Annotated in this window: 17 protein-coding genes; 9 read left to right on the forward strand and 8 right to left on the reverse strand. The window is 64.0% G+C overall.

Features of this window, described 5'->3' with window-relative positions; translation table 11 throughout:
- Nucleotides 1–55: 55 nt before the first annotated feature.
- Both mshC and ACKAMS_RS23585 read right to left on the reverse strand, forming a co-directional pair.
- Entirely contained in the window at nucleotides 56–1,297 is a 1,242-nt protein-coding gene (gene mshC / locus ACKAMS_RS23580) for a cysteine--1-D-myo-inosityl 2-amino-2-deoxy-alpha-D-glucopyranoside ligase (RefSeq protein WP_020969678.1), read from the reverse strand.
- A 10-nt stretch (nucleotides 1,298–1,307) separates the two neighbouring features.
- The gene (locus ACKAMS_RS23585) at nucleotides 1,308–3,497 is read right to left on the reverse strand and encodes an MMPL family transporter (protein ID WP_408989611.1); all 2,190 of its coding nucleotides are present in this window, start codon (nucleotides 3,495–3,497) and stop codon (nucleotides 1,308–1,310) included.
- 30 nt (nucleotides 3,498–3,527) lie between these two features.
- Between ACKAMS_RS23585 and ACKAMS_RS23590 the strand changes: the two genes are divergently transcribed.
- Nucleotides 3,528–3,989 carry a MarR family winged helix-turn-helix transcriptional regulator gene (locus ACKAMS_RS23590; protein WP_003946187.1) on the forward strand — a complete coding sequence of 154 codons (462 nt, stop codon included), beginning with the start codon at nucleotides 3,528–3,530 and terminating at the stop codon, nucleotides 3,987–3,989.
- Here ACKAMS_RS23590 and ACKAMS_RS23595 read toward each other — a convergent pair.
- The 4 genes from ACKAMS_RS23595 to ACKAMS_RS23610 are packed head-to-tail and all read right to left on the reverse strand — an operon-like array spanning nucleotide 3,986 to nucleotide 7,048.
- Entirely contained in the window at nucleotides 3,986–4,792 is an 807-nt protein-coding gene (locus tag ACKAMS_RS23595; protein WP_019748536.1) for an SCO1664 family protein, read from the reverse strand. The two genes, ACKAMS_RS23590 and ACKAMS_RS23595, sit on opposite strands and share 4 nt — an antisense overlap.
- Nucleotides 4,793–4,796: 4 nt before the next feature.
- Nucleotides 4,797–5,393 carry a DUF3090 domain-containing protein gene (locus tag ACKAMS_RS23600; RefSeq protein ID WP_047888140.1) on the reverse strand — a complete coding sequence of 199 codons (597 nt, stop codon included), beginning with the start codon at nucleotides 5,391–5,393 and terminating at the stop codon, nucleotides 4,797–4,799.
- Between the two features lie 55 nt (nucleotides 5,394–5,448).
- Nucleotides 5,449–6,144, reverse strand: coding sequence for a histidine phosphatase family protein (locus ACKAMS_RS23605; protein WP_019748538.1), 696 nt, complete (start codon nucleotides 6,142–6,144; stop codon nucleotides 5,449–5,451).
- 58 nt (nucleotides 6,145–6,202) lie between these two features.
- Nucleotides 6,203–7,048 carry an undecaprenyl-diphosphate phosphatase gene (locus ACKAMS_RS23610; protein WP_408989612.1) on the reverse strand — a complete coding sequence of 282 codons (846 nt, stop codon included), beginning with the start codon at nucleotides 7,046–7,048 and terminating at the stop codon, nucleotides 6,203–6,205.
- 228 nt (nucleotides 7,049–7,276) lie between these two features.
- Here ACKAMS_RS23610 and ACKAMS_RS23615 point away from each other — a divergent pair, with 228 nt between their 5' ends.
- From ACKAMS_RS23615 to ACKAMS_RS23635, 5 genes are all read left to right on the forward strand, one after another.
- Nucleotides 7,277–8,212: an aldo/keto reductase gene (locus ACKAMS_RS23615; protein ID WP_003946175.1), complete on the forward strand. Its 936-nt coding sequence runs from the start codon at nucleotides 7,277–7,279 to the stop codon at nucleotides 8,210–8,212.
- A gap of 92 nt (nucleotides 8,213–8,304) precedes the next feature.
- Nucleotides 8,305–8,991 (forward strand): heme oxygenase (biliverdin-producing), encoded by a 687-nt coding sequence (locus ACKAMS_RS23620; protein ID WP_003946162.1) that lies wholly within the window; start codon nucleotides 8,305–8,307, stop codon nucleotides 8,989–8,991.
- Nucleotides 8,988–9,995: a hemin ABC transporter substrate-binding protein gene (locus ACKAMS_RS23625; RefSeq protein WP_408989613.1), complete on the forward strand. Its 1,008-nt coding sequence runs from the start codon at nucleotides 8,988–8,990 to the stop codon at nucleotides 9,993–9,995. The genes ACKAMS_RS23620 and ACKAMS_RS23625 overlap by 4 nt, the downstream gene beginning before the upstream one ends.
- Before the next feature lie 63 nt (nucleotides 9,996–10,058).
- Complete coding sequence (locus ACKAMS_RS23630; RefSeq protein WP_020907826.1) at nucleotides 10,059–11,156, forward strand: iron ABC transporter permease; 1,098 nt, start codon at nucleotides 10,059–10,061, stop codon at nucleotides 11,154–11,156.
- On the forward strand, nucleotides 11,153–12,016 hold the full coding sequence (locus tag ACKAMS_RS23635) for a heme ABC transporter ATP-binding protein (protein WP_408989614.1): 864 nt from the start codon (nucleotides 11,153–11,155) through the stop codon (nucleotides 12,014–12,016). Before ACKAMS_RS23630 ends, ACKAMS_RS23635 begins: the two co-directional genes overlap by 4 nt.
- Here ACKAMS_RS23635 and ACKAMS_RS23640 read toward each other — a convergent pair.
- The gene (locus ACKAMS_RS23640) at nucleotides 11,997–12,419 is read right to left on the reverse strand and encodes a hypothetical protein (protein ID WP_408989615.1); all 423 of its coding nucleotides are present in this window, start codon (nucleotides 12,417–12,419) and stop codon (nucleotides 11,997–11,999) included. The genes ACKAMS_RS23635 and ACKAMS_RS23640 overlap by 20 nt on opposite strands.
- Nucleotides 12,420–12,602: 183 nt before the next feature.
- On the opposite strand from ACKAMS_RS23640, the gene ACKAMS_RS23645 reads away from it, so the two are divergent.
- The 3 genes from ACKAMS_RS23645 to ACKAMS_RS23655 all read left to right on the forward strand — a co-directional run bounded on the left by ACKAMS_RS23645 (nucleotide 12,603) and on the right by ACKAMS_RS23655 (nucleotide 15,022).
- Nucleotides 12,603–13,628, forward strand: a complete 1,026-nt coding sequence (locus ACKAMS_RS23645) for a YncE family protein (protein ID WP_408989616.1) — start codon at nucleotides 12,603–12,605, stop codon at nucleotides 13,626–13,628.
- Nucleotides 13,628–13,876, forward strand: coding sequence for a DUF5703 family protein (locus ACKAMS_RS23650; protein ID WP_003946171.1), 249 nt, complete (start codon nucleotides 13,628–13,630; stop codon nucleotides 13,874–13,876). Before ACKAMS_RS23645 ends, ACKAMS_RS23650 begins: the two co-directional genes overlap by 1 nt.
- Nucleotides 13,877–13,951: 75 nt before the next feature.
- On the forward strand, nucleotides 13,952–15,022 hold the full coding sequence (locus ACKAMS_RS23655; protein WP_408989617.1) for a quinone-dependent dihydroorotate dehydrogenase: 1,071 nt from the start codon (nucleotides 13,952–13,954) through the stop codon (nucleotides 15,020–15,022).
- A 58-nt stretch (nucleotides 15,023–15,080) separates the two neighbouring features.
- Here the strand turns inward: ACKAMS_RS23655 and ACKAMS_RS23660 are convergent, their stop codons facing one another.
- Nucleotides 15,081–15,617 carry a YbhB/YbcL family Raf kinase inhibitor-like protein gene (locus ACKAMS_RS23660; RefSeq protein WP_007733394.1) on the reverse strand — a complete coding sequence of 179 codons (537 nt, stop codon included), beginning with the start codon at nucleotides 15,615–15,617 and terminating at the stop codon, nucleotides 15,081–15,083.
- Nucleotides 15,618–15,677 lie beyond the last annotated feature (60 nt).

Genomic DNA, 15,677 nt, shown 5'->3' on the forward strand with positions numbered 1-15,677 from the left:
ACTGCTGTGCGCCTTTATTAACCGCCCGCGGTTAATAAAGGCGCACAGCAGGGATTCAGCGAAGCGAAATACCCAGTAGGGCGTCGACGGCATCGGCGAACTCGCCGGGTGCCTGCGTGTCGGATCCGCCGCCCTCGATGGCGCGCCGTGCCCAACCGTCGAGCGCGTCGAGCGCCTTCGGAGTGTCGAGATCGTCGGCCAAATGCTGACGCAACCGCGCAACAGTGTCGGTGGCTGACGGCGCGGAATCGAGAGCCGCTGCCTCGCGCCATACCTTCAGACGCGACTGAGCATCCTCGAGGACCTGATCGGTCCACGCGCGATCCTGGCGGTAATGGCCGGAGAGCAATCCGAGACGAATTGCTGCGGGATCGACCCCTTCACCGCGCAGTTTCGAGACGAAGACGAGGTTTCCGCGACTCTTCGACATCTTCTCGCCGTCGAGGCCGATCATGCCGGTGTGCACGTAGTGCCGCGCGAAACGGCGATCACCCGTTGCCGATTCGGCATGTGCTGCCGAGAACTCGTGGTGCGGGAAGATCAGGTCGCTGCCACCGCCCTGGACGTCGAAGCCGGAGCCGATGCGGTTGAGTGCAATGGCCGCGCATTCGATGTGCCAGCCGGGGCGCCCCGGTCCGAAGGGTGAGGGCCACGAGGGCTCGCCCGGACGCTCCGCCCGCCAGACGAGTGCGTCGAGCGGATTGCGCTTTCCGACGCGATCGGGATCTCCGCCGCGTTCGGCAAAGAACTTCTCCATCGTCGCGCGGTCGTAGCCCGACTCGTAGCCGAACTGCTCGGTCGCGTCGGCGCGGAAGTAGACGTCGGGGAACTCCGCGTCGTCGACGATGTACGCGGCGCCGGACGCCACGAATTTCTCCACCAACTCGACTACTTCGTTCACCGATTCGACGGCGCCGATGTAGTCCTTCGGCGGAAGCACGCGCAGCGCTTCCATGTCCTCCCGGAAGAGCGCGGTCTCACGCATGCCGAGGACGATCCAGTCCTCGCCGTCGCGATTTGCGCGCTCGAACAGCGGGTCGTCCACGTCGGTCACGTTCTGGACGTAATGGACGTCGTGTCCGGCGTCGCGCCAGATGCGGTTCACGAGGTCGAACGTGAGGTAGGTGGCCGCGTGACCGAGGTGGGTGGCGTCGTACGGGGTGATGCCGCAGACGTACATCGTCGCTTTCTTGCCCGGGGTGACGGGGCGAACCTGACGGTCGGCTGTGTCGTACAGCCGCAACGGCGGCCCCTGACCGGGAACGGACGGGAGTGCGGTATCGGACCAAGACTGCATGCTGCCGAGCCTAGTGGAGACTGCTCTGAGGCTGGGAAGGTGCTGGCTGATCCTGCTCCGGTTCGGGCGTCGACGCGAGCTTGCTCGGCCACCAGATCTTCTGACCGATGTCGTAGGTCAGGGCCGGGACCAGCAAGGATCGGACGATCAGAGCGTCGAGCAGGACACCGAACGCCACGATGAACGCGATCTGCGCGAGGAACAACAGCGGGATCACCGCCAACGCCGAGAAGGTTGCTGCCAGAACAACTCCGGCAGAGGTGATCACCCCGCCGGTCACGGTGAGTCCCCGCAGCGCACCCGCCCGAGTGCCGATCTTCAGCGCTTCCTCACGCACCCTCGTCATGAGGAAGATGTTGTAGTCGATTCCCAGAGCCACCAGGAACACGAACGCAAACAGCGGGACCACCGGATCCGCGCCGGGGAACCCGAAGACGTGGTCGAACACCAGCGACGAAATGCCCAGTGTCGCAGCAAACGAGAGCACAACGGTGCCCATGAGAAGCAGCGGTGCGAGAAGCGAACGCAGCAACAGGGAGAGAATCACGAACACCACGATGATCACCACGGGAATGATGAGTGTCCGGTCCCGTGTCGAGGTCGTCTTCGTGTCGAGGTCGGTCGCAGTGACGCCACCGACCAACGCGTCGGCACCGTCCACGGAGTGAACTGCATCACGTAGTCGCACGATGGTGTCTTCGGCCTCGAGTGAGTCGGCAGCGTCAGTCAACGTCGCCTGCAGGGAGACTCGTCCGTCGACAACCAGTGGGGCTCCCCCGTTCTGTACGACGCTTACGTCGCTGACGCCCTCCACGCGACTGGCTGCCGCAACGGCGTCCACCTGGTCCGCATTCGCGATGACCACGGCCGGTGAACCCGAACCCGCGTCGAAGTGCTCGCCGAGAATCTCCTGGCCTGCAACCGAATCGACGTCGAGCAAGAAGATGTCGGACGAAGAGACACCGCTGGCTTTGAACTGCGGCATCATCAGCGCGAAGATCACAAGCACCAGCGTCGACGCCACCCAGAAGCGGCGCGGGTGCCTACCGATTCGAGCAGCGAGCCCGGCCCAGAACCGGTGATCGTTCGCCTCGTCGTGGTGCTCGCGGTCGGCGTCGAACTTCGGCTTGGTCGGCCAGTACGCAGTCCGCCCGAACAGAACGAGGACTGCAGGTAGGAACGTCATCGATGCGAGGAAGGACGCGGCGATACCGATGGCGGCCACCGGGCCCAGCCCGCGGTTCGAGTTCAGGTCGGAGAGCAACAGGCACAGAACGCCCGCGATGACCGTTCCGGCAGACGCCGCGACGGGTTCGAGCGTCGCGCGCCACGCAGTCCGCATTGCTGCGTACTTGTCCTTCTCGATCCGCAATTCCTCACGGTAGCGAGAGACCAGAAGCAGCGCGTAGTCGGTGGCGGCACCGAACACGAGGATGAACAGGATGCCCTGGCTCTGACCGTTCAGTGCGATGACGTCCGCGTCGGCGAGCAGATACACGAGCAAGCTCGACAATCCGAGTGCGAAGATCGCCGAAAAGATCACCACGAACGGCAGGATCGGGCTCCGGTAGACGATGATCAGGATCAGGATCACGACGGATCCGGCTACCAACAACAGCAGTCCGTCGATACCGGCGAATGCTGCCGACAGATCCGCAACCTGCCCAGCGGGGCCGGTGACCTTGACTGTCAGTCCGTCAGGGCTCGACTCCAGCGCCGCGCGCAGCGCTTTCACGCTGTCCTTGACCTCGAGGGTGCTGTCGACCGGCAGGAACATCTGCAACGCCTGGCCGTCGGCCGACGGGATCGGCGGCGATGACGCGTGACCGAATCCCTCGGTACCGACAAACGAATCGACGGTCTGGGACAGGAAGGTGGAGTCGGTGGGCTCGAGGCCACCTGGTCGTTCCGCCACGACGATGGCCGGCACGAAGCGGGTGTCCGTGAAGCTCTCTTGAAGCTTTGCCACTTCGGTGGCTTCGGCCGACGCCGGCAGGAACGACGTGTTGTCGTTCTGCTGCACCGTGCTGAGCTTTCCGGCGAACGGGCCGCCGAATCCTCCGATTGCCAGCCAGCCGATCACAAGGAGAGCTGGCACAATCCATCGAAGGCGACGAACAGGACGATTTTGTACTGGTGTGCTCACTGGGTCTCCAGGGATCGGCAGCAGAGAGGACTTGCCGACTATTTTGTTCAGCATGCTGAGTAATTGCAAACGGAAGGCAAAAACATGAGCAGCGACGGCCTGGACGACTGGCCAACCGGCCGGCTGTTGTCCACCGCTGCGCGCCTGGTAGAGCACTCGTGGGAGAAGGTTCTGCGGTCTCAGGACATGACGCACGCGGGCCTGATCGTGCTCCACTCGATCGCCGGTGGGGCGGCGTCTCAACGCGACATCGCGAAGAACGCCCGCGTCACCGATCAGACGATGAGCCGCACGATCGACCGTCTCGAACGAGCGGGTTACGTCACGCGTGACACCGATCCGCGGGACGAGCGTCGGCGCGTGATCGCGATAACCGACGCCGGAAGACTGACGTACGAGCGACTACTGACGCTCGAGAAGGAAGATGCGGCGTTGACCGTCGGCGTCGGGGACGTCGCCGCGCTGCGCGAACAACTACTGCGATTGGTTCGCTCACCCGGATTGAAGACGGCAACTCGCGAACAGCAGGAAACGTCTCGAGACTAGAAAGCCGGCCAGGGAATCGTTCGATGGCCGTTCGGTTCGGGCATTACCGCGGACTCGGCGAACTGCATCGCCCGGACCGCCAAGGCCACGATTTCCTCTTCGGTGATCAGTTCGGACAACTCGTCCCCGAGATCTCCATCGAGAGTTGTCGCGAATTCGGCGACGTCGGCGATCAAAGCACCGGGTACGGGCTGCCCCGCCCACCCCCACAACACGGTCCGCAGCTTGTTCTCCGAGTGAAGACAGATTCCGTGATCAACGCCGTACACCGAGCCGTCGACGCCTTCGAGGGCGTGACCACCTTTGCGGTCGGCGTTGTTGATGAGGACGTCCAGAACGGCCATTCGCTGCAGCCGTGGATCGTCCGCATGGATCAGAGAGACTGGTTCGCCCTCCGAGTCGAAGGCCTGCAGGACCTCGAACCACCCTGGCGGAACATTGCCGGGACTGCACAGGTCGACCATCTCGAGTCCGCCAGATCCATCCGCGCGGCGATCGACGGTGTCAATCCAGCGCTGCACCATGCCTGTCCCGAAAGGGCCGTCCCGCAACACTGTTCGCGGAATCACTCCCCAGCCCAGCGCCTCGGACACGCGGTACGACGCAACCTCACGCCCGGCCAGAGTGCCGTCCGGGAAATCCCACAGTGGGCGTTCACCCCGCACCGGTTTGTAGACCACACGGGTGGACTGCTCCCCCAGAGTCGACTCGCACACCAGCGTGGCGTTGCTTGCCGTGGTGATCTGGCCGATCAGGGTCAGATCTCCCTCGAGCAGAACGTCCGGCACTCCAGGTTCGGACACGACGTCAGACCTCGTCGTCTGCGTCGTCGATCGCAAAACCGAAGGACTCGCCGCGGCGGTATCCGTTGGTTCGGATGCACACGTGCCCCTCGGGCGCCAGCGGCTCACCACACAGAGGGCATGGCGCGCGTCCCGCCGCGATGACGCGTTCGGATCGGAGCGAGAATTCGCGCGCTTGTTCCGGGGTCAGGAACACACGGACCGCGTCCGGACCGTCGTCGGCGTCGTCGAGGACAACCGATTCGTCGAACTCCGTCTCGCTGACGGCAAGCAACTCCACGACGACCGCACCGGCATCGGCGTCCCAACCGAGCCCCATCGTGCCGACCCGGAACTCCGCGTCGAGCGGTGTGACCAGCGGGCTGAGATCGGAGACATCGTCGGCCTGCGGCGGAACCTCGGTTCCGAAGCGTCGATGTACCTCTTCGAGGAGAAGGCCCATGCGATCGGCGAGGACCTGAACCTGCTGCTTCTCGAGCAGCACACTCACCACCCGTGAATCGTGCACGGCTTGGAGATAGAAAGACCTGTCACCGGGCTCGCCCACCGTTCCTGCGACAAATCGGTCAGGAGTGCGAAATACGTGAATCGCGCGCGACATTGCACCTCCTCGAGTTCGAGCAGAACATCACTGAATACCCATTATCCGTCACAGCTCACGCACCGACCTCTCCACCGGGGACGGACTCCTGCGCGGGAGCCGAACCGTTGGTCGCGGTCTTCGCTGCACTGATCGCTGCGAGCACGTCTCCGGTGTCGTTGACTCGAAGAACGAACGGCAGTGTGGCCGTGTAGCGAATCACGCTGACCGAGGCCGGCTCGGCGACGATCCGCTGGAACGAATCGAGGTGCATCGCAAACGCGTCGGCGAGAACCGATTTGATGACGTCACCGTGTGTGCAGGCGATCCAGACGACGTCCTTGCCGTGTTCTTCGGCCAGCCGTGCATCGTGCTCTCGGATCGCGGCAACGGCTCGCGCCTGTACCTGGGCCAGCCCTTCACCGCCGGGAAAGACTGCGCCGGAAGCGTGGCGCTGCACCACTTTCCAGAGCGGTTCTTCCAAGAGTTCCTTCAGCGGGCGACCCGTCCAGTCGCCGTAATCGACCTCGATCAGGCGATCCTCGACCACCGGCGTCAGACCACGGTCGACGGCAATGGGGCCGACCGTCTGCTCGCACCGCAACAGCGGCGAGCGGACGATCTCCGCGATGTCCAGACCGACCAGCCGATCGACGACGCCTTCGGCCTGTTTCCGGCCGTGGTCGTCGAGTTCCACACCCGGCGTTCGACCGGCCAAGGTATGGGCAGTGTTGGACGTCGACCGCCCGTGCCGCAGTAGGACAACTGTCATTCCACAACCCTAATGGGGCGGTGGCCGCACGGACGGGTGGTCGACGTCGAAACGGGCTCTATGTCGCGGACACGACCCCTGTGGCCAGCAGCGCAAGGACGACTACGCCGAGAGCGATTCTGTATCCCACGAACCAGTACATGGAGTGATCGACAACAAATCGAAGCAGCCAGGCGATCGCTGCGTAACCGACCGCGAAGGCGATGACGGTTGCCACCAGCAACTGCGGACCGCTCGCGTTCAGACCCTCACCGGCCGGCTCGAAGGCATCCGGGAGGCTGAACAAACCGGAGGCGAGAACCGCCGGGATCGCCAGCAGGAACGAGTAACGAGCTGCGGCCTCACGGGTGAGTCCGAGGAGAAGACCGGCACTGATCGTGCCACCCGAACGTGAGACACCCGGGATGAGCGCGAGTGCCTGAGCCGAACCCATGATGATGCCGTCGCGCGCTGTGAGCGATTCGATCGGGCGCGTCTTGCGTCCGTAGTACTCGGCAGCGGCGATGACGAGCGCGAACACGATCAACATTGTGGCAATCAGCCACAGATTGCGTGCGCCGGTACGGATCTGGTCTTTGAACAGAAACCCGAGGATGCCGACCGGAATGGTACCGATGATGACGTACCAGCCCATCCGGTAATCGAGATCGCCCCGGTGCTCGGCATTGAACACACCCCGGAACCAGGCAGTGATGATCCTCACGATGTCGCGCGCGAAGTAGATCAACACAGCCAGTTCGGTGCCGAGCTGCGTCACCGCGGTGAACGACGCACCGGCGTCACTGCCGAAGAATATCTCCGACACGATTCGCAAATGTCCGGAAGACGAGATGGGCAAGAACTCGGTCAATCCCTGCACGAGGCCCAGGATCACGGCCTGGAGCCAGGTCATCGCTTCGCCCATCACTCACCGATCCCGGCTGATTCGAATGGGGTTACTGCACACAGGTTTCGTGTGTCGGGTTCACGTTTCACCGGCGCCACGCTACCGGGGCCCACGGCGCCGCGCCGCGCCCGGCACGTCCGTGTCCGAATACCCCGACTCGAGGCGAGCGCCTACTAGTCTGCACGTGGTGAGATCTCTCGGGTGCCGCACTTGCGCACACGAGTCGGGCGCGAGATGCAGGCGGTTATGAAGCACAGATCTGTCGGAACGAGCGGACTTCGGGTCTCGCGACTTGGGCTCGGCACACTGACATGGGGACGCGACACGGACGGCGACGAGGCTGCGGCGCAGCTGCTCGCATTCGCCGAGGCCGGCGGAACCTTGGTCGACACCTCGCCCGCATACGGCGCCGGTGCGGCGCAACGGATCCTCGCCGAGTTGCTCGACGACGTCGTTCCACGTGACGAACTCATCATCAGCTCGAGCGCCGGCATCGATCCCACTCCGATCGGCACCGACCGCGTCGACTGCTCGCGGCGCGGATTGCTCCGCCAGCTCGACGCGACTCTTCGTGAACTCGGAACCGACTTCCTCGACATGTGGCAGGTCGCAACCTGGGATCCGCTCACGCCCGTCGACGAGGTTGCAGCAACCCTCGACTACGCGGTCTCGAGCGGCAAGGTGCGGTATGTGGGCGTGCGCGGCTACCTCGGCTGGCAGCTCGCGACGGCCGTCGGAGCCGGTGGCGCAACAACACTCGCCGCGACGCAGGCCGAGTACTCGTTGCTCGCGCGCGGCGTCGAGGAAGAATTGTTCGCAGCGGCGGCCCACCACGGCGTCGGAGTGTTCGCCGCAGTACCCCTCGCGGGCGGTGTTCTGACCGGAAAGTACCGCGACGGCATTCCCGTCGATTCCCGCGGCGCCGACGAAGCACATTCGCAGGATGTGCAGAGTTATCTGACCGATTCCTCGATCCGGGTGGTCGACGCCGTCGTTACCGCCGCCGACGGTCTGGGTACTTCCCCACTGGCGGTGGCACTGGCCTGGGCGCGCGATCGCGCCGGGGTGGCCAGCGCCGTCGTCGGCACGCGGGATCTCGCCCAGTTGACAGGAGTACTGGCAACCGAAGAATTGGAACTTCCGAAAGCGATTGCCGCGGCTCTCGACGATGTGAGCGCTTGATCTGTCCCGCTGATCGAAATACCGAAGGTATCGTGTTGGCGAGGGCAGGCTAACCTAGTAGGCAACGCTTGACTACAGCCTCAGGAGAATCAATGACCACGCTCGACGTAGACAGCCTTTCCGCAGACGCAGGCCCCGCCTTCTCCGAACGAATCAAGACCGAGACGGACGCAGCACACCGCGAGACGGAGCAGTCCCGATTCGTAGGCGCGCTTCTCGGCGGTGAGCTGACCACGGCTGGCTACGCCGCTCTTCTGGGACAGACGTACCTCGTCTACACGAGCCTCGAAGAGGCCGGCCGCACACACGCCGACAACGAGTTGGTCGCTCCGTTCCTGTCCGAGGATCTGTTGCGGGTGGCTTCGCTCGAAGCCGATCTCGAGTTCCTCGGCGGACCGAACTGGCGCGACGAACTCGTGGCCTTGCCGGCAACCGAGCGTTACATCGCCCGACTGAAGGAAGTGGCGTTCGACTGGCCCGCCGGCTTCGTCGCACATCACTACCTGCGATACATGGGTGACCTCTCGGGCGGACAGATCATCCGCCGGATGCTCGAGCGCGCCTACGGATTCGAGACCGACGGACTTCGCTTCTACATCTTCGAAGGCATCCCCAAGCCGAAGCCTTTCAAGGACGACTACCGCTCGAATCTGGATGCGCTGCAGATTCCGGCCGAAGAACAGCAGCGTTTCATCGACGAGGTGAATCTGGCGTACCGCCTCAACGGTGACCTGTTCGCCGACCTCGAAGGCGACATCGAGAGCTACCTCGTCAAATGATGAAGCGCTTGGCCGCGGCGGCACTGGTCGCAGCAGCCGGTTTCGGTCTGGTGGCTTGCGGATCCAGCGACAACTCCACGACATCTCAGGGTGCCCGGACCGCAGTACTCGAAGATTCCAGCCCGGTTCCCGTGTCCGACAACCCGACCGCAACGCTGCCCGTGACGGTGAAGAGCTTCGACGGCGTCGACGTGACCATCACCGACAACAGCCGGATCGTTGCGGCCGACCGCTACGGGACGCTCGCAACGACAACGGTGGCGCTCGGCCTCGGTGACAACCTTGTCGGCCGCGACACCGCCGCCAAGTTCCCCGCGGTCGCGGACGTACCGGTTGTCACGGTCGGCGGCCAATCGCTCAATACCGAAGCCATCCTCGATTTGAATCCCACCGTGGTTCTCACTGACACGAGCATCGGGCCCAAGAGCGTCCAGGATCAGTTGCGCGCCGCCGGTGTTCCCGTGGTGTTCTTCGACCCGACCCGAACCCTCGAAGGTGTGCCGGGGCAGATCCAAGCAGTCGCCGACGCGCTCGGCGTTCCGGCCCAGGGCGCAGCGCTGATCGATCGAACCGAATCGGAGATCGCTGCTGCGCGCGATCTGGTTCCCAACGACGGCGATCCACTGAAGATCGCGTTCCTCTACATGCGCGGATCGGCCATCACCATGATCGGCGGTGAAGGTTCGGGTGCCGATTCCTTGATCGAGGCCCTCGGCGCCACAGATGCGGGTACCGCCTCGGGCATCACACAACAGTTCGTACCCATCACCAGCGAAGCGCTCATCGCCGCGGCGCCTGACGCTCTGCTGATGATGACGGACGGATTGGCATCGATCGGCGGAATCGACGGCCTCGAAAAGGTCCCCGGAATCGCTCAGACGCCGGCCGGAAAGAGCAAACGAGTAGTCGACATGGAGGACGGTGTCCTGCTCAGCTTCGGGCCCAACACCGGACGCGTCATGGCGGCACTCGCCGAAGCGATCTACGAGCCCAGTGGATCGTGAGCAAAGATTTGTGAGTGCTGATTCGTGAGTACAGAAACAGGTAGTTCCGAAGCAGGTAAGTCTGTGTCCGCAGCCGAGGATTCACATGACGTCGGGGGCGCCGACAAGTCGGCGTCTGGCCCCGCGTCGCGGTCGCGGGTGAGTGCGGTTCTGGTCAGCTTGACTCTCGCCCTGGTGATCGTCGCAGTGCTGTCGGCGTGCATCGGTCAAGTTCCGACATCGCCTCTCGAGGTTTTGGGCAGCATTCTGCACCGCATCGGGCTCGATCTCGGTCCGATGCCCGCCCATCCCAGCGGTGAAGTGACTTTGTGGGAGGTTCGTTTCCCCCGCGTCGTGCTCGCCATCTGTGTCGGCGCGGCGCTGGGATGTTCCGGTGCGCTCCTGCAGGGTGTGTTCTCCAATCCACTCGCGGAGCCCGGGGTGATCGGAGTGTCCGCGGGCGCTGCAGTTGGCGCGAGCGCTGTCATCGTCGTCGGCGGCACGTTCGTGGCCGGCTGGGCCGTTGCTGCGGCGGCGTTCGTCGCCGGGCTGTTCACCACCGCGGCGGTCTACCTGCTTGCGCGCCACGAAGGCCGAACCGAAGTAGTGACATTGGTGCTGACCGGCGTCGCGATCAATGCGTTCGCCGGCGGACTCATCGCGTTCTTCACCTTCGTCGCCAGCCCGTCCGCTCGCGATCAGATCGTGTTCTGGCAACTCGGCTCACTCAATGGAGCGTCGTGGAATGCCGTCATGATCGTGGCGCCGATGACCGTTGTCGGAATTGCCGCGACGGTCATGATCGCTCCGCGTCTGGACCTTCTCGCACTCGGTGAACATGCAGCTCGTCACCTGGGTGTCAACGTCGAACGGCTGCGCCAGTTCGCGGTTCTGATCGTCGCTCTCCTGGTCTCGGCGAGTGTTGCCTTCACCGGCATCATCCTCTTCGTCGGACTGATCGTTCCGCACCTGATGCGCATTCTTGTCGGCCCCGGCCACCGCGCGCTGATTCCGGCGAGCGCCCTTGCCGGCGCACTGGTTCTGCTTGTCGCAGATCTCGGCTCGCGGTCGCTGATCGACAACGCAGACCTGCCCCTCGGAATGCTGACTGCTCTAGTTGGCGGCCCCTTCTTCTTCTGGCTTCTCCGACGAACACGCGCGCAACAGGGCGGGTGGGCATGAGCAGCCTCGTAAGAAACTGGCGCGAACTGTTCGGCCGCGTCGCCCCCGAACCGGAAGGCCCTGGCGTCGGTGATGTCACCCTCGAAGCGCGCGACATCACCGTCGAACGCGGTGGTCGACACATTCTCGAAGGCGTATCCATCGAAGTCCGGGCAGGCGAGCTCGTCGTCCTCGTCGGACCGAACGGCGCCGGTAAGTCGACTCTTCTTGCGGCGTTGGCCGGTGATCAGCCCGTCATCGCTGGGCGGGTTGACGTCGAAGGCACTGACCTCACTCAGTGGTCGCCGATCGACATGGCGCGCCGACGCGCGGTGCTCCCCCAGAAACACACCATCGGATTTTCGTTCAGCGCTCGCCAGGTCGTTCGCATGGGACGTGCGCCATGGGCCGGAACGCGCCGAGAAGACCGCGACGGCGCTGCTATCACCGCGGCGATGAAGACCTGCGATGTCGAGGGGTTCGCCAATCGGCCATTCGCCGTGCTGTCCGGTGGCGAGCAGGCGCGGGTCGCTCTTGCCCGGGTACTGGCACAGGAAACGTCGACCATCCTGCTGGACGAGCCGACTGCAGCACTCGATCTCGGACACCAGGAAGCGGTGATGTCCGTGGCGCGCGCTCGCGCTGCGGACGGCGATGCCGTCGTCGTCGTTTTGCACGATCTCGCGTTGGCAGCGGCGTATGCCGACCGAATCGTCGTACTCGAGAATGGACGCATCGCCGCAGACGGTCCCCCGGAATCGGTGCTACACGAAGAGCTTCTGACCCGCGTCTACGGTTATCCGGTCGAGGTGTTCCCGCATCCGACAACCGGAGCAACGCTGGTCATCCCGCGCCGAGAATTCACCGAACTGAATCGATGATCGATCCCAGCCTGTTCAGGACTGCTCTCACCGTCGGCAGGCTGCGACCCTCGCCGTGACGAACGCCGTCACCGACGTCCGGATGTGACCAATCAGTCTCGGTCGAGAGAACTGCGTCGCGGACCACACCGGCGATGCTTCGCTCGTCGGTCAGATCGATGTCGGTGACCGATCGCTCCGCCGTGGCGACAACGTCCGAAGGGGTCGGCACACTGTGCTCGCAGTATTCGCCGTATACCTCGACGAACAGCACGCTCTTGCGTACGCGGAACGCGAAAGTTCGACCGTCGGACCTGCCGAAACCGTGTGCATGAGCGCCGACGGTGAGGTCCTCGATCTCGAAGCCCGGCCGCGCCGGTTCGGGCGGCTGTGCGCCGGAATCGGTGGGTTCTGTGGGAATCACAATGATCTCCTCGGTGATTGCAGCGTCAACCGCAACCGCTGTTCGTACGGTATCGCGTCAAGGGTGTGAGCGGAATGGTCGGTAGTTCCTCGACGCGATGAACGGCGCCCGACTGCGATCAGGGATGATCGATGACAGTCGCACTGCGTGAAGAACAGATGACAAGAAAAAGAGGAACTACACATGGCTCGCCTAGGGATCCGCACCACTGCAGCAGCAATGGGGGCGGCGGTTCTGCTGGTCACAGGATGTTCTTCCGGAGATGGCGGAGACGACCTCATCACGATCGATCCCGCTACGGCAGCGGTCTCACCGGCCACCACCAGCACCCCGGACGGCGTGGTTCACCCGTATTCAGGTCTGATCGATTCCATCACATTCGACCCGATCACGCGCAGCGCTGTTCTGGTTGCCAACGACCCACGATCGGTGCTGGTCGTTCCTTCGGACAGTTTGGCCGGCGCCGACCCCGCCTCCGCAGGTCGTCCGATAGCTCTGGATTCAGACGTACGCGACGTTTCGATCGGCTCCGACGGTAGCGCTCTGCTGGCGATGGATCGCCAGGTAGTGAAGCTGAATCTGACATCGGGCGAACAGACGTCCATACCGGTCGACGGCCAGGCGAACTCCGCGGTCGAGCTGACCGACGGCCGCATCGCGATCGGCACGGACAATGGTTCAGTTCACATCGTCGACCCGAAGGCCGATCAGTCACAGACGGTTTCGGGGTTTGCATCCGTCGACGAACTTGCGGTGACCGGCGACAACCTGAGCGCCCTCGATCACCGTCAGACCTCGCTGACGGCGATCAATCTCGAAGACGGCAAACTCGGCGTCGCTCTTCGCGCCGGTGAGGGCGCAACTCATCTGGCCACCGATCGCTTCGGACGCATCCTTGTCACCGACACCACCGGCAACGAACTGCTCGTCTTCACGGCCGATCCGCTCCTGATGCACCAGCGCTACCCCGTCGGCGAGTCGCCATACGCCATCGCCTACGACGAGACCGCGGATCGGGTGTGGGTGACACTGACCGCGACCAACGAAGTGGTCGGCTTCGATCTGTCGTCCGGCATCCCCGTGGAGACCGGACGGTTCAAGACGGTGCGACAGCCGAATTCGTTGGCCGTAGACTCTTCCAACGGCAATCTGATCGTCGGATCGGCAACCGGTGACGGGCTGCAGGTCATCCCGTCACGGGAGAACTGATGGAAAAGCGTACGCGCGGGATCCCCGCGCAGTGGGAGACGTCGGACGACAAGTTCGACTATGTGCCGCTCCGGCTACCGCCGAACGTTTCGCGGGTCACGGCGTCGATGCGTCTGGCGATCTCCGCCGAGTTCGGCGGGTGGGAACTCTCCCGAGTCCGTCTCTACCCCGACGGCAGTCGTCGCGTGCTGCTCAAGCGAAAGAAGACGCCGCTGCACGTGACCGATCCGGACGGCATTCAGCACTGATCGTTCAACAGACGACCAGAACCCGCCGCTATCGAAACCGCTGACAAAATCACACCATCGAAGAGCTGGAGAATCGTGTACCAACTGCTGCTGAGCCTGATGTTCCGGGTCCCACCGGAACGCATCCACCACATTGCCTTCACCGCGATGAAACTGGTGACACGGTTCGCTCCCTTTCGCTGGCTGGTCGCAAGAGTCCTTGTCGTCGACGACCCGGTTCTGCGCAGTCAGGCTTTCGGTCTGACGTTCCCGGCACCTCTCGGCCTGGCCGCAGGATTCGACAAGGACGCCACCGGAGTCGACGCCTGGGGCCCGTTGGGATTCGGTTTCGCCGAGGTCGGAACAGTAACGGCCCAAGCTCAGCCCGGTAACCCGGCGCCGCGTCTCTTCCGACTTCCGGCCGACCGCGCTCTGATCAACCGAATGGGCTTCAACAACCACGGCGCTGGTCACGCGGCGAATTTCCTGCGACAGCGCCGCGTCACGGTGCCGATCGGTGCCAACATCGGCAAGACCAAGATCGTCGAAGCTGCCGACGCCGCTGCCGACTACACCGCCAGCGCACAGCTTCTGGGTCCGCTGGCCGACTTCATGGTCGTGAATGTCAGCTCGCCGAACACACCCGGACTCCGTGATCTGCAGGCCGTCGAATCTCTGCGCCCGATCCTGCGGGCCGTGCTCGACACCGTCAGCGTGCCGGTACTGGTGAAGATCGCGCCCGATCTCTCGGACGAGGACGTCGACGCTGTCGCCGATCTGGCAGTCGAGCTCGGGCTTGCCGGAATCGTCGCGACCAACACCACGATCCGCCGCGACGGTTTGAAGACCCCGGATGCCGAGGTAGCTGCACTCGGCGCTGGCGGGCTGTCGGGTGCACCGGTGGCCGACCGCTCGCTCGAGGTGCTCCGGCGCCTGTACGCCCGAGTCGGCGACAAGCTGACCATCATCTCGGTCGGCGGTATCGAAACAGCCGACCAGGCGTGGGAGCGCATCCTCGCCGGCGCGACGCTGGTGCAGGGGTACACCGGCTTCATCTACGGCGGACCGTTCTGGGCTCGCAGCATCCACAAGGGCATAGCCAAGCGCGTCCGCGCAGCCGGTTTCTCGTCGATCGCCCAGGCTGTGGGAGCTGAGAACCCTCGTTAGAAACTGCTGTGCGCCTTTATTAACCGCCCGCGGTTAATAAAGGCGCACAGCAAAGTGATTACTCGACCTCGAACGTCCCGGTCAGGGTTGCACGCGCAATCGCGTGATGGAACACGTTGAAACCGAGAAACGCCGGCGACGAGTCAGGGGTGACGCCGTCGAGCGTCTCCACGTCGAGGGCATGCACCGCCACGATGTAGCGATGCGGACCGTGCCCGGGAGGCGGGCCTGCACCGATGAAACCGAACCCGCCACCGTCGTGGCGGAGGGTGACGGTTCCGGCAGGCAGGACATCGCTGTCCGCCGCGCCGGCACCGGCCGGGAGTTCGGTGACGGAAGCGGGGATGTTCGCCACGGCCCAGTGCCAGAATCCTGACGCCGTCGGTGCGTCCGGATCGAACACCGTCACCACGAAGCTCTTCGTCTCGGCTGGAAAGCCGGACCACGAGAGTTGCGGTGAGATGTCTTCGCCACCGGGAACTCCGAAGGCTCCACTGGCCTGAGCAAGCTTCAGCGGCTGGCCCGCAGTGATGTCGTCACTGGTCAGCTCGAAACTCGGCAACTTCGGCAATGGTTCGTACGGATCGTGCGCCATGCGAATCCTTTCTGTGACAAGAGAGCTCGATGTGCGTCGAGCTCACGGATCTATCTACGT

Origin of the sequence: Rhodococcus sp. 5A-K4 (assembly GCF_046097995.1) — a bacterium.
Taxonomy (GTDB): Bacteria; Actinomycetota; Actinomycetes; order Mycobacteriales; family Mycobacteriaceae; genus Rhodococcus_F; species Rhodococcus_F erythropolis.